Annotated in this window: 14 protein-coding genes and 1 pseudogene; 10 read left to right on the top strand and 5 right to left on the bottom strand. The window is 73.7% G+C overall.

Annotated features, from left to right (window positions below; genetic code table 11):
- Positions 1-6 precede the first annotated feature (6 nt).
- From ACWC21_RS30985 to ACWC21_RS30975, 3 genes are all read right to left on the bottom strand, one after another.
- Entirely contained in the window at positions 7-528 is a 522-nt protein-coding gene (locus tag ACWC21_RS30985) for a hypothetical protein (protein WP_450886581.1), read from the bottom strand.
- A gap of 122 nt (positions 529-650) precedes the next feature.
- Positions 651-2606, bottom strand: coding sequence for an amino acid transporter (locus tag ACWC21_RS30980; RefSeq protein WP_450886579.1), 1956 nt, complete (start codon positions 2604-2606; stop codon positions 651-653).
- Between the two features lie 162 nt (positions 2607-2768).
- A complete protein-coding gene (locus ACWC21_RS30975) occupies positions 2769-4346 on the bottom strand; it encodes a Na+/H+ antiporter (protein WP_450886578.1) in 1578 nt (525 codons plus the stop codon).
- Between the two features lie 210 nt (positions 4347-4556).
- Between ACWC21_RS30975 and ACWC21_RS30970 the strand changes: the two genes are divergently transcribed.
- Together ACWC21_RS30970 and ACWC21_RS30965 are read left to right on the top strand one after the other, a co-directional pair.
- On the top strand, positions 4557-5321 hold the full coding sequence (locus tag ACWC21_RS30970) for an SDR family NAD(P)-dependent oxidoreductase (protein WP_450886576.1): 765 nt from the start codon (positions 4557-4559) through the stop codon (positions 5319-5321).
- Between the two features lie 98 nt (positions 5322-5419).
- The gene (locus ACWC21_RS30965; protein ID WP_450886575.1) at positions 5420-8488 is read left to right on the top strand and encodes an ATP-binding protein; all 3069 of its coding nucleotides are present in this window, start codon (positions 5420-5422) and stop codon (positions 8486-8488) included.
- A 22-nt stretch (positions 8489-8510) separates the two neighbouring features.
- On the opposite strand, the gene ACWC21_RS30960 is transcribed toward ACWC21_RS30965, so the two are convergent.
- Entirely contained in the window at positions 8511-9404 is an 894-nt protein-coding gene (locus ACWC21_RS30960; protein ID WP_450886573.1) for a hypothetical protein, read from the bottom strand.
- A 30-nt stretch (positions 9405-9434) separates the two neighbouring features.
- A complete protein-coding gene (locus ACWC21_RS30955; protein WP_450886571.1) occupies positions 9435-10067 on the bottom strand; it encodes an RNA polymerase sigma factor in 633 nt (210 codons plus the stop codon).
- 371 nt (positions 10068-10438) lie between these two features.
- Here ACWC21_RS30955 and ACWC21_RS30950 point away from each other — a divergent pair, with 371 nt between their 5' ends.
- The 8 genes and pseudogenes from ACWC21_RS30950 to ACWC21_RS30915 form a co-directional block, all read left to right on the top strand.
- Positions 10439-10813 carry a hypothetical protein gene (locus tag ACWC21_RS30950; RefSeq protein ID WP_450886570.1) on the top strand — a complete coding sequence of 125 codons (375 nt, stop codon included), beginning with the start codon at positions 10439-10441 and terminating at the stop codon, positions 10811-10813.
- Positions 10814-10872: 59 nt separating this feature from the next.
- Positions 10873-11124 (top strand): annotated as a pseudogene (locus ACWC21_RS30945) (glycosyltransferase); the annotation flags it as partial.
- 68 nt (positions 11125-11192) lie between these two features.
- Positions 11193-13466 carry a transglycosylase domain-containing protein gene (locus tag ACWC21_RS30940; RefSeq protein ID WP_450886569.1) on the top strand — a complete coding sequence of 758 codons (2274 nt, stop codon included), beginning with the start codon at positions 11193-11195 and terminating at the stop codon, positions 13464-13466.
- A 152-nt stretch (positions 13467-13618) separates the two neighbouring features.
- Complete coding sequence (locus tag ACWC21_RS30935) at positions 13619-16111, top strand: SpoIIE family protein phosphatase (protein WP_450886568.1); 2493 nt, start codon at positions 13619-13621, stop codon at positions 16109-16111.
- Positions 16112-16336: 225 nt separating this feature from the next.
- Entirely contained in the window at positions 16337-16588 is a 252-nt protein-coding gene (locus ACWC21_RS30930; protein WP_388792770.1) for a hypothetical protein, read from the top strand.
- 11 nt (positions 16589-16599) lie between these two features.
- Positions 16600-17799, top strand: a complete 1200-nt coding sequence (locus ACWC21_RS30925) for an SPFH domain-containing protein (protein WP_450886566.1) — start codon at positions 16600-16602, stop codon at positions 17797-17799.
- A gap of 129 nt (positions 17800-17928) precedes the next feature.
- Positions 17929-18180 carry a hypothetical protein gene (locus ACWC21_RS30920; RefSeq protein ID WP_450886565.1) on the top strand — a complete coding sequence of 84 codons (252 nt, stop codon included), beginning with the start codon at positions 17929-17931 and terminating at the stop codon, positions 18178-18180.
- A 231-nt stretch (positions 18181-18411) separates the two neighbouring features.
- A partial coding sequence (locus ACWC21_RS30915; protein WP_450886563.1) for an MMPL family transporter occupies positions 18412-18886 on the top strand: 475 nt, incomplete at its 3' end.

Below are 18886 nucleotides of genomic sequence, written 5' to 3'. Positions count from 1 at the left end.
GAGCGCCTACGACAGCCCGGACGCCCGCAGGACCGCCCGTGCCGTCTCCGTGTCGATCTGCTCGCCGAGCCGCCGGAACGTGTCCGTCCCGTTCCGCAGGGTGCCGCGCTGCACCGAGCGGCGCAGGCCGGTGTCCAGTTCGTGCCACAGCAGGGGGTTCGCGGTCAGGACGCGGATGTCGAGTTCGAGGCGTCCGCCGCGGGTGTCCCGCAGGACCAGGCGGTCGGTGACGCCGGCGGAACGCCGTACGGACACGAGCGCGTCCGTCCGTACCGTCCGCCGGCGCAGCGGGCCGCGCACCGTCAGCCAGCCGGTGCCCGCCGTGACCCGCTGCGGCAGCAGTACGGCGAAGACCGCGGCGGCCATGGCGAGCCACACCACGGTGCGGGCGGCGGTGAGGGTGTGCGCGTCCCAGTCGACGAGCAGGGCCAGTGCGAAGAAGGCGAGGGCGCAGGCGGCCGCGAGCCGGGCGCCGCCACGCCAGTGGCGGTCGGCGACCGGGCCGTTTCTCGGGCCGCTCCCTCGCATGACACCGACGCTAGGCGGCGGTGGGCCCCCTGCGACGCGTACTGACGTTGTCCTTACGCGGCGGGAGCCGTCCTTGACGGCATTCTTACGCGTCGGCCGGTGTGCCGTCGGCCGGTGCGCCGTCAGCCGGTGTGGACGCGCGGTCGGCGGGCGCGGTCCGGTTCCGCCTCGCGCAGGACCTCGCGGGTGACGGGGGCGACCTCGCCCTGGCCGAAGAGGAAGAAGCGGAGGAAGTTGGCGAAGGGGGTGCCCTCGGTCCACTCGAAGTAGATGTGCGGGATGCAGCCCGTGGTGTCGCGGACGTGCAGCAGGAGGGCCGCGAGGGCGTTGGGTATGGAGGAGGATTCCAGGGTCAGGACCCGGTAGCGGCCGTGCAGCACCTCGCCGCGGACCGTCAGCCCCGCCTCGAACTCGGACGGGTCGGTGACCGTGACCTCGACGAAGACGAAGTCCTCCTGCTCCGGCAGTTCGTTGTCGGCCCGGATCTGCTCGATCTTGTCGTGGTACTCGGCCTTGTCGCGGTCGCCCGGGTCGTTGGCGATGAACCGGATCTTCCGGCTGGCGATGTCCCGGACGAATCGTTCCGCCATGGGGTCGAGCTGCACACTCGTCACTCGCAGCTCGAAGGCACGGGCCAGCCGGGACAGCAGCGAGACCAGGATGATCCCGACGATGAAGCAGGCACCGATCTTCACACCGTCGGGGCGCTCGATGACATTGGCCACGGTCACGTACAGCAGGACCGCCGCCACGATCGCGAAACCGACGGTCCAGTGGCGTTCCCCGGCCCTGCGCGCGGCGATGGTCACCGCGATCGCCGCCGAGGACATCAGCACCAGCACGCCGGTGGCGTACGCGCCGCCCTGCGCGTCCACGTTGGCGTCGAAGATCCAGGTGACCAGGAAGGCGATCAGGGTGAAGACGATGACCATGGGGCGTACGGCGCGGGCCCAGTGCGGAGCCATGCCGTAGCGGGGCAGGTAGCGGGGCATCAGGTTGAGCAGGCCCGCCATGGCGGAGGCGCCCGCGAACCACAGGATGGCGATGGTCGACAGGTCGTAGACCGTGCCGAACCCGTTGCCCAGGTACTGGTGCGCGAGGTACGCCAGCGCGCGGCCGTTGGCGTCTCCGCCGGGCTTGAACTCCTTCGCCGGGATGAGCACCGTCGTGATGAAGCTGGTGGCGATCAGGAACACGCTCATGATCAGGGCGGCGGTCGTCAGCAGCTTCTTGGTGTCCCGGATGCGGCCCTTGGGGTCGTCCTCCGTGTCGCCCGGGTCGCCCTGCACGTGCGGCATCACCGCGACGCCCGTCTCGAAGCCGGACAGGCCCAGCGCCAGCTTGGGGAACACCAGCAGGGACACGCCGATCATGGCGAAGGCGTTGCCGTGCTCGGCGGTGAGGGCGCTGGTCCAGTCGGTGACCACGTGCCCGGCGGTCAGCACGTGCCACAGGCCGTCGACCACGACCACGGCGTTCAGCCCGAGGTAGACGACCACCAGGGCGACGGCGACGCCGATCGCCTCCAGGAAGCCCTTGAGGAACACCGCGCCCAGCAGGGCCACCAGGAACAGGGTGATCCACAGCTCCTGGCCGTGCAGGACGCTGGTCAGGTGCGGGTTCTCCACGAGGTGGGTGGAGGCGTCGGCGGCCGACAGGGTGATGGTGATCAGGAAGTCGGTGGCGGCGAAGCCCAGCAGGGTGAGGACGAACAGCTTGCCCTGCCAGAAGGACAGCAGCCGCTCCAGCATGGCGATGGAACCCTCGCCGTGCGGGCTCTCCTCGGCCACCCTGCGGTACACCGGCAGCGCGCCGGCCAGGGTGACCACGACGAGGACGAGGGTCGCCACCGGGGAGAGCAGTCCGGCGGCGAGGGCCGCGATGCCCGGCTGGTAGCCGAGGGTGGAGAAGTAGTCGACGCCGGTCAGGCACATCACGCGGTACCAGCGCTGGCCCTTGTGCGGAGGCTCCGGCTCGGCATGCGGGCCGGTGTGGCCACCGTGCTTGCCCATGTCGGACAGGCCCTCCAGCATCCACGTCCGCAGACGGCTCTGCGGTGGATTCTCGGTGGTGGCCATCGGCGTGCTCTCTTCTGACGTGCGGCTCAGCGTGCGGTTCCGGCCATCACGCGGATGGCGGCACCAGCGTAAGCAGAGAGTGACGCGGGGGCCCACGGGAGAGACCGCCGAACGCGTCAAGGGTCCGTTAAGACGCGGACGGGCGTCCTCGGGCGAGCGTCCTCAGGCGTCCGTCAGCCGGGCTTCCTCGAGGTCGAGCGACCGCTGCAGCCGCCGCCGGGTCGTCTCGCTGATGCGGTGCACGTCGTACAGGCGCTGGAGTTCCGTCGTCTGCACGGCGATCAGGTCGCGGCGCAGCCGGCGGTGGGCCAGGTCGGCGGAAGCGGCTGCCGCGCCGCTGCCGCCGTCGGCCTCGGCGAGGCGGTCGCGGGCGTCGTCGAGGCGGGCGTTCAGGCCGCGGCGCAGCCGGTCGAGCACGACGTCCGGTACGGCCTCCAGCTCGGCGAGTTCCTCCAGCCGGGCGAGTCCGGCGTGGGCGAGGTGGGCGCGGGCCTCGATCTCCTCGCGTTCGGTGTGGGCGGGCTCCAGGGCGATGCCGGAGCGGCGGACGACCGGCGCGAGGGTGAAGCCCTGGACGACCAGGGTGACCACCACGACCGAGGTGGTCAGGACGAGGACGAGGGGGCGGTCCGCGAGCGGGGTGCCGTTCCTCGCGACCTCGGGGATGGACAGGGCGGCGGCCAGCGGCATCACCCCACGGGTGCCCGCCCAGGTCAGCACCATCGGCACCCGCCAGTTCATACGGCTGAGCCCGCCCCGGCGCTGCACGACCGCCGACAGCGGCGCGAGCCACAGCAGACGTACGGCGACGAGCGTGGCGGCGACGGCGAGGGCGTACAGCGGCCACGGCCGGTTGCCGTCCGCCAGCGCCCGCACCTCGTCGGGCAGCGCCAGCCCGATGAGGGAGAAGACCACGCTCTCCAGCAGGAACACCACCGTGCCGTAGACGGCGTGCAGCTGGAGCCGGATCCGGGCGTTGGTGAGCCGGTCGCCCCGGCCGCCCAGGACGACCCCGGCCACCACGCACGAGGTCACCCCCGACGTGTGCGCGACCTCGGCGAGCAGATAGGCGGCGTACGGGGTGACCAGGGCGATCACCGTCTCCAGGACCGGATCCTCGGTGCGCCGCCGGATCAGGGCCACCACCCCGGCCACGGCCGCGCCGATCACCGTGCCGCCACCGGCGAGCAGCAGGAACTGGCCACCGGCCGCACCCCAGTTCGCCGCCGCGGACGCGACCGCGATCCCGGCCGCCACCCGCACCAGCACCAGGGACGTCGCGTCGTTGAAGAGGCTCTCCGCCTGGACGAGGACCTGCACGCGCGGCGGGAGCGCGAGCCTGCGGCCGAGCGCGGTGACCGCCACCGGATCGGTGCTGGCCAGCACCGCGCCCAGGACGAACGCCATCTGCCACGACAGCGGGGTCACCCATGCGGCGACCGCGCCGACGGCCGCCGCGGAGGCCAGGACCAGGCCGATGGCGAGGATCCCGACCGGTTTCCACACGGCGCGCAGTTCCCGCCAGGGCATGTCCTCCGCACTCGCGTACAGCAGCGGCGGCAGCACCACCAGCCCGATGATCTGCGGACTGATCTCGATCCGGGGGGTGCCCGGCAGCATTGCCACGGCGAGACCGGCGACCACCAGCAGGGACGGCGCGGGAATCCGCCACCGGCGCGCGAAGGTCGCCACGACGGTGGCCAGAACAACCAGCGCGAGTACCGTACCGACGCTCCGCATGCCGTCCCCCTGGGGCTGAGAGGAAGCCGCTCCGACTCCCTGCCGACCAGACTTCCCGGCACACCGCTTTCACCCTATCGGTCGGGGGGCCGCTGTCGTAGGCCCGGACGCCCGGTGAGCCGGTGGTGAGCGTGCGGTGAGCCGTCGTCCCGAGAGTGGGGTCATCGCCGGTTCCGAACGGAGGACCGGCCACCGAGCGAGGAGCTGACGATGGCCGCACTGAGGGGCAGGACGGCACTGGTGACGGGTGCGTCGCGGGGCATCGGCCGGGCGGTGGCGCTGCGGCTGGCCGCCGAGGGCGCGCTGGTCGCCGTCCACTACGGCGGCGACGACGAGGCGGCCAAGGGGACCGTCGCGCGGATCGAGGAGGCCGGCGGGCGGGCGTTCGCCGTCCGGGCCCGGTTCGGCGCGGAGGGCGCGGTGGACCGGCTGTTCGAGCAGCTGGGCGCGGGGCTCGACGGCCGCGGGCTGGACGTCCTGGTCAACAACGCGGGCATCTCCTCCGCGCACTCCATCGGGCAGGTGACCGAGGAGGAGTGGAACCGGCTGCTGGCGGTCAACGTCACCGCGCCGTTCTTCGTCATCCAGCGCGCCCTGCCGCTGCTCAACGACAGCGGCCGCGTCATCAACATCGGCTCGACGGCCAGCCGGTTCGCCGTCTCCACCCAGATCGGCTACACCGTCACCAAGGCGGCACTGGAATCACTCGCCCCGTCACTGGCCAACGAGCTGGGCCGGCGCGGGATCACGGTCAACACGGTGGCGCCGGGCGCCGTACGCACCGACCTGACCGCCGGCTACACCTCCATCCCCGAAGTCGTCGCCGGCATCGAGGCGATCACCGCGCTAGGCCGCCTCGGCGAGGTCGAGGACGTGGCCGACGTCGTCGGCTTCCTGGCGGGCCCGCAGGGACGCTGGATCACCGGCCAGACCATCGACGTGTCGGGCGGCACGTATCTGGGGCCCATCGCGTGAGGCACGGGGTGACCGAGCCGGCCCGGACGGTGTCGTGCCTGGCGGTGTGACCGGGCGACAGCCCCGCAGCGTCGGCGCCCGGGTGGATAATCGCGCGCATGCGCTTCGGAATCCTCGGCGGGACGCGGGTGTGGGGCGACGACGGGGTGGAGGTGCCACTGGGCGGGCCGGCGCGGCGGGCGCTGCTCACCCTGCTGCTCGCCAGGCCCGGTGAGGTCGTCGCGGGCGACCGGCTCGCCGAGGGCGTCGCGGCGGCCGGGGGCGGCGGGACGCAGGGGATCCCGTCCGCGCACGCGCTGCAGTCGCAGGTGTCCCGGCTGCGCTCGGCGCTGGGGCGGGCGGAGCTGATCGAACGGGCCGGGGCCGGCTACCGCGTCGTCGTCGACGCGGACGACGTCGACGCCGGCCGGTTCGAACGCCTGGCGCGGGAGGGGCGGGCGGCGCTGGGGGAGGGGGACGCGCAGCGCGCGGTCACCCTGCTGCGTACGGCACTGGGGCTGTGGCGGGGCCAGGCGCTCGCCGACGCCGCCGACGGCGATACGGTCCGCGCCGCCGCCGTACGGCTGGAGGAGCTGCGGCTGACCGTGCTGGAGGACCGGATCGAGGGGGAGCTGCGGCTCGGCGAACACCGCACGGTCGTACCGGAGTTACGCGAGCTCGTCGACCGCCATCCGCTGCGGGAACGCCTCGCGGGGCTGTTGATGCGGGCGTTGGCCGCCGACGGGGGACAGGCCGAGGCGCTGGTGGTGTTCGATCGGGTACGACGGCACCTCGCCGACGAACTGGGAGCCGACCCCTCCATCGAACTGACCGGCTTGCACAGTGAGTTGCTGAACACCGACGCGTCGCCCTCGCTCACCGGCCCACCGGCTCCCCTGACGTCCTTCGTCGGCCGCTCCGCGGAGGTGGCCGAGGTGGGCGAACTCCTGCGCACCGCCCGCCTGGTGACGCTGACCGGGCCGGGGGGCGTCGGCAAGACCCGGCTGTCCGCGGAGGTCGCCCGGGCGGAGTCCGACGAGGTGTGCTTCGTCGAACTCGGCGGGCTGCGGGACCCCGCCGTACTGCCGCAGGCCGTGCTCGGTGCCCTCGGACTGCGCGAGAACGGGCTGCACATGGCGGCCGGGGTACGGGACCCGCTGGACCGGCTGGTCTCGGCGCTGTCGGGCCGGATGCTCCTGCTCGTCCTGGACAACTGCGAGCACCTGGTCGAGGAGACCGCCGTACTGGCGGCCCGCCTGCTGACGACGTGCCCGCGCCTGCGGGTGCTGGCGACGAGCCGGGAGCCGCTGGGCGTCATCGGCGAGCACCTGCACCCCGTACGGCCGCTCGACGAGACGGCGGCCGCCGAACTGTTCACCGACCGGGCCCGCGCCGTGCGCCGCGCGTTCGTCCCCGCTCCGGACACCGTCCGGCGGATCTGCGCGGCCCTCGACGACCTGCCCCTCGCCATCGAACTCGCGGCGGCCCGGCTGCGCACCCTGAGCGCCGAGGAACTGGCCGAGCGCCTTGACGACCGGCTGTCCGTGTCCGCGCGGGGCAGCCGCACCGCGGACGAACGGCACCGGACGCTGCGCTCGGTCGTCGAGTGGAGCTGGGACCTGCTGACGGAGCCGGAGCGACGGGCCGCGCGGCGCTTCTCCGTGTTCGCGGCCGGGGCGAGCCCCGAGTCCGCGTGCCGGGTCTGCGGCACCGACGAGGACACGCTGGAGTCGCTGGCCGACAAGTCCCTGCTGGACCGGGCCGGCGGCCGGTACCGCATGCTGGCGACGATCCGTGCCTACGGTGCCGAACGGCTGGACGCCGCGGGGGAGACGGACGCGGTGCGGCGGGCCCACGCCGCGACACTGCTGGAGCGGATGCGCGCCGCCGACCCGTGGCTGCGGCGCGCCGAGCAACTGGAGTGGCTGGAGGCGCTCGCGGCGGAGCAGCCCGATCTGCTGGCGGCGGTGCGCTGGGCGGTCGCGGCGGCGCGGGACGGTGCGGTGCGGGATGGTGGGGCTCGGGGCGGTGGGGCTCGGGGCGGTGGGGCTCGGGGCGGTGCGGATGTGGACGGTGCGGACGGGGGCGGTGCGGCGCGGGACGGTGGGGATGTGGACGGTGCGGACGGGGGCGGTGCGGCTCTGGAACTGCTCGCCTCGGCCTCGTCGTACCTGTGGATCCGCGGTGCGTCCGGCGTGGCGGCGCCGCAGGCCGCCGCACTGCTCGAGGTGGTCGGGCACACCCCGCCGGCCGGGCTCGGCGAGGAGTACGCGATCTGCGTGCTGCTCGCCGCGTCCGGTCCGACCGGACGGGCGGTGTGGCACAGGCACCGGGCGCCGGCCGGAAAGGCCCTGACCGAGGTGTGGTCGGCCGCCCGGCCGGGCCGCTATCCGGCCGGGCTGCTGCTGTGGATGATGCACAACGCGGGCGACGGCGACGCGCCCGGCGCGTTCACCCTGGTCTCGGCCCAGCGGGAGCGGTCCGACCCGTGGGTCAGGGCGGCCGCGCGGTACGTGTCCGCCTTCGGTCCCCTCGGCGAGGGCGACACGGCGGACGCCGAAGTGGCGTTTCGCACGGCCGTCGAGGAGTTCCGCGCGCTGGGTGACCGATGGGGGGCAGCGCTGGCGCTGGACGCGCTGGCCGGTCTGGCGGCCGGGCGCGGCGACCGTGACCGGGCGGTCGCCCTCACGGACGAGGCGCTCGGCCTCGCCGAGCAGCTGGGCGCCCTGGAGGACTGCGCCGACCTGCTGGTCAACCGGGGCGACCACCGTGTGCACGCCGACCCGGCGGCGGCGCGCGCCGACTACACCCGGGCCGCCGACCTCGCCCGCCGCGCGGGCAGCCCGCCCGCCCTGGCGGCCGCCCGGCGCGGTCTCGCCGATCTCGCCTTGCTGGAACGGGACCCGGCCACGGCGGAGGACCTGTACACGCGGGCCCTGGAAGAGCTCGCCCCGCACTGGGTGAAGGGCCTCGGCAACCGGGTCCGTACGCTGGCCGGGCTCGGCCGGATCGCCGAGGCGCGCGGCGACCACACCGCGGCCCTGGCCCGTTACCGGGAAGCCGCCGAGTCCGCCGCGGCGGCGGTGCCCGGGACGGCCCTGCCGGACGCGCTGCGCCTGCTGGGCCTGCCCGAGGTGCTCACCGAGGCGGTGAGCCTGCGCGCCCCCGCGCCCCGGCCCGCCCCGTGAGGGCGCGCCTGCCGCGCCCGGGCTACTTGTGCTTGCCGCTGCCCTGGCCGCCGTTCGCCCGGCTGTCCCCGCCCGAGCTGTCCCCGCCCGAGCTGTCCGTGCCCGAGCTGTCCGTGCCGCCGGAGGCCTTGCCGGACGTGCCGTTGCCGGACGTGCCGTTGCCGGACGTGCCCTTGCCGGTGGTGCTCCTGTGGGGAGCGCCCGTGCCGCCGCCCCCCGTGCCGTTGCCGGCGTTCGCCGTGTTCCCACCGGATCCGCCCGCGTCGGCCGGCCGGCGCGCCGTGGCCGTCGCCCGCGCCAGCTGCCGGGAACAGTAGGCGGCGACCTTTTCCTTGCCGCCTGCGTCCGCCACGAGCCGTTGCCAGGCCTTCGCCTCGAGTGCCTTGCCGCGGTCCTCGACCTGCTCGTAGGCGCGGCAGTGCGCCTCGGTGTCCCGGGCGCGGGCCGGGCCGTCCGTCGGCCGAGGGCCGCCGGGCGACGCCGACGGAGCGGTACCGTCCGGCCCGCCCGGGGCGGGGGCCGACGGGTGCGCGGTCTGCCGGCCGGTCCCGGCACCGTCCGTGGACGAGCCGGCCGAACCGATGGCCGCGACGGCGACACCGCTCAGCGTGAGGCCGGCGAAGACCATGCCGAGCGTCATCCGCACGCGGCGTCCCGCACGCCGCTCCGCGGGTGCCCGCCAGTCGTCCCGGCGCCGGGTGCGCGCCCGGTGCTCGCCCGTGCCGTGGGCGGACCGGAAGGCGGCCATGGCGCGCTGCTCGGCCACCGGGTCGGGATCGCCGCCGCGCAGGGCGGTGGCCAGCACCGTCTCCAGCGCCGCGGTGTCCTGCGCGTCCCACGGTCCGGAGACGGCGCCGTCAGGGTGGTGCGCACGCCGACGGCCCGGAACTCCGCCGCCGCTCTGCCGTTCACCCATGTCCGCTTCCGTTCCTGTCCGACCGGTCGTTCACTTCGACTCCCCCAGCGTCCGGGAAGCCCCATCCGTCACACCCTCGCCCGTGCCGCCTCCGATACCGAGTTGGCGGGCGAGGCCTTTCAGCCCCCGGTGCGCGGCCGTGCGCACCGCTCCGGGGCGCTTGCCCAGGACGCGCGCGGCGGCGGGACCGTCCAGCCCGACGACGACCCGCAGCAGTACCGCCTCGGCCTGGTCCCGCGGCAGACCGCGGACCAGCTCCAGGGCCCTTTCGGTGGAGAGGGACTCCAGGGCCTGTTCGTGTGTGTTGTGCGGGCCGGGCAGGTCCAGTACGTCCTGCTCGCTCCCGCCCGCCCGGGGCCGTACCCGCTGGCGGCGCAGGTGGTCCAGGGCCCGGTGCCGGGCGATGGTCGCCGTCCAGCCGCGGAAACCGGCCCCGTCCCCCTTGAAACGCCCCAGGTCACGGGCTATCTCCAGCCAGGCGTCGGACGCCACGTCCTCCGCGTCGTCGCCGACGAGCCCGTGCAGGTAGCCGAGCAGGCCCGGCTGCACGATCCGGTAGGCGACCGCGAACGCTGCCTCGTCACCGTCCTGGGCCCGCGCCACCGCGGCGCCCAGTTCCCCGTCGTACGCCTGTACACGACGGGGTTGCCGTACCTGGCCCAAGACTGTCCTCGTTCGCACCGGTTTTCACAGCGTTCCCTGTAGTCCGCCGCGCTCCGGTCGCGTCGACGGCCCCATGCCGACCAGCGTCCGCACGCACGGAAATGTCACAACGCACCCCTCGGCCTTCACGCGGTGCGCTGCCGGCACCGGCCGGGCCGGGTGACGTTTCGCGCCGGCCGTGCGCTGCATGAGTGCCGCTCATGCACCACCCCCGGTTCTCTCGCCGTGCCGTTCCTGACTCCCCCCGGGAGCGGTACGGAGAGGGACGGGGCGGCCGGATCCCGCCCACGCGGGGTCCGGCCGCCCCACTTCCCGGACCGGGGTCCGCCGGGCCCCGTAATGCTTCGGCGTTCCCGCGCGCTCCTTGGAGCATGAATGCGTACCTGCGTCTGCGATCGGTGCCGCCCCCGGCGCTGCGCAACAGCGCGACCTGGCTTGAACGACTGTTCGACGACGACTCGGAGGCCGTGCGCCGACGGGTCGCCCGGCACCGGGAGGAGGCCCTGGACAGGCGCTGCCTGGATCAGGAGCGCATCTACGCCGGGCCTCCCCCGCGGCGCACCGAAGGCCGCCCTCCGGCCCAGGTCGTGCTCGGCGGCCGGCCGGTGCCGCGCCCCGACCCGCACAAGCCGCCGCTGCTGGTGCTCACGGCCGGCCCGCCGGGCCCGGTGACCGCCTGCAGGGGCTGGCCCTCATCGAGGTCCTGCGGGGCGGCGACCGGGTCGTGTGGCTGCTCGGCGTGCTGATGTTCGCGGCGGGAGCGCTCTGCGTGCTGCGTGCCCTGGTCGTCGTGGTGGCGGCCCGCCGGCACCGGCGCCTGCGCAGGGGCCGGCACGGCCGGTCGTGGGGGCCGCCGGTGACCGAGCCGGTCAGCGTCATCGTCCCCGCGTACAACGAGAGCGCCGGGATCGAGGCGGCCGTACGCTCCCTGCTCGCCTCGGACCATCCGGTGGAGATCGTCCTGGTGGACGACGGTTCGACCGACGGCACCGCCGACCTGGTGGAGTCGCTGCACCTGCCGGTCCGGGTGATCCGGCAGCAGAACGCGGGCAAGCCCACCCCGGTTCCCGGCAGCCCGGACCGCATGTGACACCGCAGGTACAGAGAGGACGGTGAGCGCAGTCCATGAGCGGACACCGGCGCCGACCGCCACAACGGCCCGACGGAGGCACGCGCGCCCGTGGCCACCGCTCCCGGAACAGGGCGCCGCAGGGGAAGCGCCTGATCGACTACCCGCGCCGGGGCAGGACCGGTCCGCGCCGCTGGCTGCCGTCGGTGCGCCAGCTGCTGGCGCTCCTCCTGCTGCTCCTCGGCGGTACGGCGGCGGCCGTCGGCTATGCCTACGCCACGGTCACCGTCCCCGACCCCAACCCCACGACGCTGCTGCAGAACAACGTCTACTACTGGTCGGACGGCACGGTGCTGGCCACCGACGGCAGGGTGGACCGGCAGAACGTCACGCTCTCGCAGGTGCCCGCCGACGTGCGCTGGGACTTCATCGCCGCGGAGAACTCCTCCTTCTACACCGACCCGGGCATCGACCCGCGGGGGATCGCCCGCGCCGTCGTCCGCATGGCCGAGGGCGGCTCCGTCCAGTCCGGATCGACGATCACCCAGCAGTTCGTCAAGAACACCTACCTGGACCAGTCGCAGACGCTCTCCCGCAAGTTCCGGGAACTGCTGATCTCCACCAAGATCGGCGCCCGTATGACCAAGGACCAGATCCTCCAGGGCTACCTCAACACCTGCTTCTTCGGCCGCCAGGCCAATGGCGTCCAGGCCGCGGCCCGCGCGTACTACGGGCTTCCCGTGCAGCGGCTCGACGTGAGCCGGGGAGCCTTCCTCGCCGCGGCGGTCAACGAGCCGAGCCTCTTCCAGCGCGCGGACTCCGACCCCACGGCCAGGGCGCAGGCGAGGGCACGCTGGTCCTGGGTGCTCGACCGGATGGTGAAGACCGGCCACCTCACGCCCGGGCAGCGGGCCCGGTACGCGGCCGCCGGCTTCCCCGCACCCAGGAAGTGGACCGCGGGTTCCGGGCTCACGGGCCAGACCGGCTACCTCGTCCAGCTGGCCAGGTCGTACGTCCAGGCGCACGACCCGGCCGTCACCGACGGCAGCCTGAGCCGGGGCGGCTACCAGATCCACACCACCTTCGACCGGAAGAAGACGGCGGAACTCGCCAGGGCCGTCGCGAGGGTGCGTCAGGAACGCCTCGACCCGGCGCACCGGTCGGCCGACCGGAACGTCCAGGTGGGAGCCGCTTCGGTGGAACCCTCGACCGGCAGGATCCTCGCCGTCTACGGCGGCCCCGGCTTCGACCGCGGCCACTACTCGGACAACGCCGACACCTCCGGCGTCCCGGTGGGCTCCACCTTCAAACCCGTCGTCCTCGCCGCCGCGCTCCGGCACGGAGCCGTACTGCGACCCGGGCAGCCGCCGGAGCCCATCACCCCGGCCAGCAGGTTCGACGGCGACGACGGCATCAGGATCAAGGACCGGCAGGGCGACTACGTCACCGACGACAAGGACCCCACCGGCCTCCTCCACCAGCACAACGACACCACGCGGCGCTGGGGCTACATCTCCCTGCGCAAGGCGATGGAGGAGTCGGTCAACACGCCGTACGTCCAGCTGGGAGAGGACGTCGGCTACCAGGACGTCGCGGACACGGCGAAAGCCGTCGGCCTGCGCCCGGCCAGCCTCGCCGCCCCCAGCGCCGGCTTCTACATCGGCACCTCCACCCCGAGCGCCGTCCGGATGGCGGGCGCCTACGCGACCTTCGCCGCGTCCGGCATGCAGGCCACCCCGTACTCGGTGACCAAGGTGACCCACGACGGCTCCGTACTGCCCGGCTTCACCGCCCCCGCCCCCGTGCGCGCGCTGCCGGCGCCGGTCGCCGACACCGTGACCGACGTGCTCCGGGGCGTCATCGCCCGGGGCACCGGCACCAAGGCCCGGGCCCTCGGACGGACGGCCGCGGGCAAGACCGGAACCACCGACGACTACCGGTCGGCCTGGTTCGTCGGCTACACCCGACAACTCGCCACGTCCGTGGTGCTCTTCCGGGAGGACCCGGCCCACCCCCAGCTGCAGTCCCTGGTGGGCGTCGGCGGTCTGCGGAAGGTGTTCGGCGGCGACATCCCCACCGACATCTGGACCCGGTACATGCGCGACGCCCTGACCGGTCTGCCCGACACCGGCTTCACCGCGCCGGCACCCCTCGGTCACGGCGCCGACGAGCCCGGCGCCCCCACCCCCACACCCGCCCCGCACCCGACCCCGACCCGGGCCCCGACCGAGCGGGCCACCAAGCCCGGCAGGAAGGCGTCTCCCACCACCGCCCCCGCCCCGAGCAACCGGCCACCCCGCCTCAAGTGCCACGCGCACAAGTGCCGCTGATGCGTCATGGTCGGCCGGAGGGCGGCCGGGTGATCCGCGCCGCGGTTGCCGCGGTTGCCGCGGTGGCCAGGGACGAGTGGCAGATCCGCACCTTTCGCGACCTTCGAGTCGGATGGTAATAATTGGGGGAATTCGGTCAGAGGTGTAGGTCGGTGAGACGAGAGCAACGGGAGCCCGAGCTGCCTGACACGCCTGGAGCAGAGCAGGCCGCGGTCCTGTCGTTCCACGAGCCCGCCCTGGCCGCAGCCCGCGCCGTGGCCCTCGTCGTGTCCCTGGTGGCCGCCCTGATCGGCGCGGTGGGCCTGTCCGGCTGGATCTTCGGCATCGGCGTCCTCAAGAGCGTGCTGCCCGGTACCGACGCGTCCATGAAGCCGAACACGGCCGTGGCCCTGCTCGCGCTGGGTCTCTCCGCCCTCCTGGTGGCACGCAGACCCGTGACGCCGTGGACGGCCGCCGTGGCCCGTACGGCCGCGGTCCTGGCCGGCCTGATCGGCGCGCTCACCCTCGTGGAGTACCTGACCGGGGCGGGCCTGGGCATCGATCAGCTTCTCTTCAGGGACGACACCGCCGGGGTGGCGACCGGGACGCCCGGCCGGATGGCACCGACCACGGCCGTGGCGCTGGTGCTCGGGGGCGTGGCGGCACTGTGCGCCGGCACGCGGCGACTGCCCGCCTGGACGAGCCAGGTCCCCGGCCTCGCCGTCCTCACCCTGGGCATGCTCCGGCTCTACGGGTTCGCCTACGGCGTGCCCCAGCTGGAACGGTTCGGCGACTACACGGGGATGGCCCTGCACACCGCGCTCGCCCTGGTGCTGACGGGCATCGCCGTCTTCCTGGCCCGTGCGGACGAAGGCCTCGCGGGGCTGCTGATGAACGCGGGCACCACGGGCGCGCTGGGACGCCGGCTGCTCGGCACCATCCTCGTCGTGCCGCCGCTGCTGGGCTGGGCCGTCCTGGCCGGCGAGGACGCGGGACTGTACGGGACGCGGCTGGGCGTCGCGTTGCTGGTGTGCGGCCATGTGACCGTGTTCGCCGCGGTCATCTTCGCCGCCCTGAGCGTCGGCCGCCGTATCGAGGTGGCGCACGCCCGGGCCGAACGGCAGGTGCGGCAGAACGAACTGCTGCAGGCGTTCATGGACCACACGCCCGCGGTGGTGGTCGTCAAGGACCTGGACGGCCGCTTCCTGGCGGTCAACACGAGGTTCGAGCAGGAGACGGGCCTGTCCCGCGAGAAGGCACTGGGCCTGAGGGACCGGGACGTCCTGCCACCCGGCCTCGCGCGGCACATGCGGGCCGCCGACGTCGACGTGCTGGCCCGGGGCACCCCCGTGCAGCGGGAAGAGGTGCTCGCCCTGCCGGGAGGTGCCAAGGACGTCCTCACCTCCCTGTTCCCGCTCAACGACCCGTCCGGCAGACCGTACGCCGTGGCCGGCGTGGTCACCGACATCACCGAACGGGTCGCCGCCCAGCGCGAGGTCCAGCGGGCCCACCGGCGCTTCCTCGCACTGCTGGAATCCGCACCCGACGCCATTCTGATCACGGACGGCGACGGCACCATCCTCATGGCCAACGCGCAGGTGGAACGGCTGTTCGGCCGCGGGTCGGCCGACCTCGTCGGCACCGAGGTCGTCGACCTGGTGCCCGGACCGCGGCGCCGGAGACACGGCGCGCTCCTCGACGCATACCTCCGGCTGCCCGACGCGAAGCCGATGGTCCTGGACAGGGACCTGTACGGGCTGCACAGCGACGGCCGTGAGTTCCCCGTGGAGGTGAGCGTCAGCACCCTCCAGGCCGAACAGGAGACGCTGGTGTTCCTGACCGTCCGGGACATCAGCGAACGCAGACAGGCCGAGGCCGAACGCGCCGAACGCTACGAGCAGCAACGGCGCATCGCCTACACCCTGCAGCACAGCCTCATGGGCGAACCGCCCCGGCTGCCCCACCTGCCCAGCGCCCACCGCTACCTGGCGTCCGTCCAGGGCCCCGGGGTCGGCGGCGACTGGTTCGACATCATCCCCCTGGACCGGGACCGTACGGGCATAGTCATCGGTGACGTGATGGGCCGCGGCCTGGACGCCGCGGCCGTCATGGGCCAGCTGCGCGCCGCGTCCCACGCGCTGGCCCGCACCGGCATATCGCCCAGCCGTCTCATGACCGGGCTGGACGCGTTCGTCGGCGACCTGCCGGACCAGCTCGTCACCTGCGTCTACCTGGTGATAGACCAGGAGGCCGACGAGCTCACCGTATGTTCGGCCGGACATCTGCCGGTCATCGCCCTGCCCCCGGACGGTCCTGCGCACCGTCTGCCGGCACCGGTCGGTGTGCCGCTCGGCGTGAACGACGTCGGCGGCGGCGCGGAGCCGTTCCGGGAGACCACCCAGCCGCTGCCGCCCGGCAGCACCCTGGCACTGTGCACGGACGGACTGGTCGAGAGGCCGGGCACCGACATCGACGTCCAGATCGACCTCCTCGCCCACACCCTCGAGGTCACGCTGAAGGGCGCCCCCGCGGACCCGCGGATCCTCGACCAGGCCGCGTCCCGGCTCATCGGCACCCTCATCCCGGACACCGCCGCCCACGACGACGACGTCACCCTGCTCCTGGTGGGCCTGCCGGCGGCCGACGGGAAGGCCTCCCGCACCTGACGGCCCGCCCCTGACGGCCTGGAACCCTCACCGCCGCGGTCACCCTCCCCCTGCGCACACCGTCCCGGCCGCCCCCACAGCCGCACCGGCCGCACCCACGGCCGCACCTCCCGCCCCCCGGGCGCCGGCCCGCGCGCACGGGCCGGGAATCCCTCCCGTTGGTCCCCGGCCCCGCTGGGTCTATCGTCGTCAATGCCGGGGCCAGAACGAGGAGGACGGCCGGTGATGCCGCAGGACGAGGCCGTGATCGGCTGCACGGGGAAGGTGCTCATCGGAACCCGCGGATCCGCGGGCCCCGGAGAGATCCTGGTCAAGGTCAGAGGCGGCTCGGAGACCTTCCTCGCCTGGTCGGAGGATCCCCTGCCCACGGGGGCGACGGTACTGGTGATCGAATCACGGGGATGCCGCGAGGTCGGTGTCATCGAGTGGGTGGATCCATTGGACGCGCTCGGCGACGACACCGCCGGCGCCGGTTGAGGAGTACAAGCATGTTCGGATACCGCGTACCCGCCCCCGACGAGGCGATGTTGATCTCGGGTGGCCGGCGGGGACTGGGGGGCGCACCGTTCCGGGTGGTGACGGGGCACGGGAAGTTCGTGCTGCCGGTCTTCCGGAAGGTCCGGTTCCTCACCCTGTCGATGTGCGAGTCCGAGGTCACCGAGACCTGTGTGACCAGGCAGGGCATCGCGCTGCACGTCCGCGCGGTCATCGCCTTCAAGGTCGGCAACGACCACGAGAGCATCATCAACGCGGGCCAGCGGTTCCTCTCCGACCAGGAGCAGATGTCGGTGCTCACCGGCCGGATCTTCGCCGGTCACCTGCGGGCCATCATCGGCTCGATGACCGTCGAGGAGATCGTCACCGAGCGGCAGAAGCTCGCCGCCGAGGTCCTGGACACCTCGAAGACGGAGATGGCGAAGATCGGCCTGATCGTGGACTCGCTGCAGATCCAGTCGATCGACGACGGCGACACCGGCTACATCGACGCGATGTCCGCGCCGCACAAGGCGGCCATCCAGCGGCAGGCGCAGATCGCCCAGGCGCAGGCCACCCAGGCCTCGGTCGAGGCGGAGCAGGTGGCGGCCCGCAACCAGGCCGAGTACGCCCGGCAGACCGCCATCGTCAAGGCCGAGTACTCGGCCGAGGTGGACCGCGCCCAGGCGCAGGCCGCGCAGGCCGGGCCGCTGGCGCAGGCGCACGCCCAGCAGGAGGTGCTCGCCGCCCAGACCGAGCTGGCCCAGCGCCAGGCCAAGCTGCGCCAGCAGCAGCTGGTGGCCGAGGTGGTCAAGCCGGCCGAGGCGGAGGCCGAGCGGGTCAGGATCCTCGCCGCCGCCGAGGCGCAGCGCATGAAGATCCAGGCGGAGGCCGCGGCCTCCTACGACCGGGTCGCGCTCGACCGGATGCTGATCGACCAGCTCCCGCAGATCGTCAAGGAGGCCGCGGGCGGCCTGGCCGGCGCCAACGTCAACGTACTGAACGGCGCGGACGGCCTCGGCGAGATCGCCGCCGGCCTGGTGTCCCAGGGCCTGACGATCCTCGACTCGGTCCGGCAGAACCTGAGCGGCCAGGACTCCGACGACCGCCGACCGGAGCAAGACCGCCGATCGGAGTACAAGGACAACGGCCTGCTCCAGTTGCGCGCGGGCAAGGAGCGGAAGTCGAACGACGGTCCGGTGGACGTCGACTAGGGGTTCCGTTCGTGGCCGTGCGGCCGACGGCTCCCACGTGGTGCTGATCGCGGTCGGTGCCTCGCCGACGGCCCGCCTGCAGCGGGGCGAGGGCCTCGCGGGCGTCTCCTGAGGATGCCGCGAGGGCGCGTGCGGAAGCCGGGCGGGCTGCCCTCTCGCACCCTGAAGGCGGCGAAGTCGATCGCCGCCGCCGTCGATTCCTTCCTGCACGGCTACCAACTGGCCGTCGGGATCGCCGCGGTCTGCACGGCCGTCGCCGGGGGCCTCGCCTGGTCCGGGTTCCGGCACCGGGCCGAAGCGCCGCGGCCGGCCGCGTGCCCGCCCGCACGGGAGCGGGAGGCCACCGTGACCGCGGACGGTCCCCACCGCCGGCGGCGGTGATCCGTTCCGCCACGACGGGGTGCGGCCGGTGCCGTCGGCGGAGTGACGAGCGTCCGGTCGTACCGCTGTGACAGCCCGCGCCGGGCTGGGCTCGTACCCGCGGTGGACCTGTGGGCCGGTTCCTACTGCGTTCTCAGTAGCGGGAAGTGTCGGCAGGCGCACGACGACAGGACGGCACCGTCCCGGAGAGCCTTGGCGGACAGTCGGCACCAGATGTGGAGACCTCCTGCCGTGGCTACCTTCCTGTATCGAGTGGGCCGTCTGGCCTTCCGGCGGCGCTGGTACGTCGCCCTTGTCTGGGCGGCCGTCCTGGCCGCCGTCGGACTCGGCGCCCTCAGGGCCCCGGGGGCCGCCGACGAAGGGTTCTCCATGCCCGGGATCGAATCCCAGAAGGCGTTCGACCTGCTGGAGCAGCGCTTCCCCGGGGCCAGGGCCGACGGTGCGACCGCCCGCGTCGTCTTCGTCGCGCCGAGCGGTGAGAAGGTGACCTCCGCCGAGAACAGGCGGGCCGTCGAGAAGGCGGTCACCGAACTGGCCCACGGCCCGCAGGTGGCGACCGCCGTCGACCCGTTCCGGGCGAAGGCGGTCAGCAAGGACGGTACGACGGCGTACGCGACCGTCACCTACAAGGTCAAGGGCAACGACCTCACCGACGCCGGCAAGACCCGGCTGGAGCGGGCCGTCGACGCGGCCCGTGACTCCGGGC

The organism is Streptomyces sp. NPDC001348, from assembly GCF_053597535.1.
The sequence above is the reverse complement of the archived record's forward strand: the minus strand, read 5'-3'. Positions and strand labels throughout refer to the sequence as shown.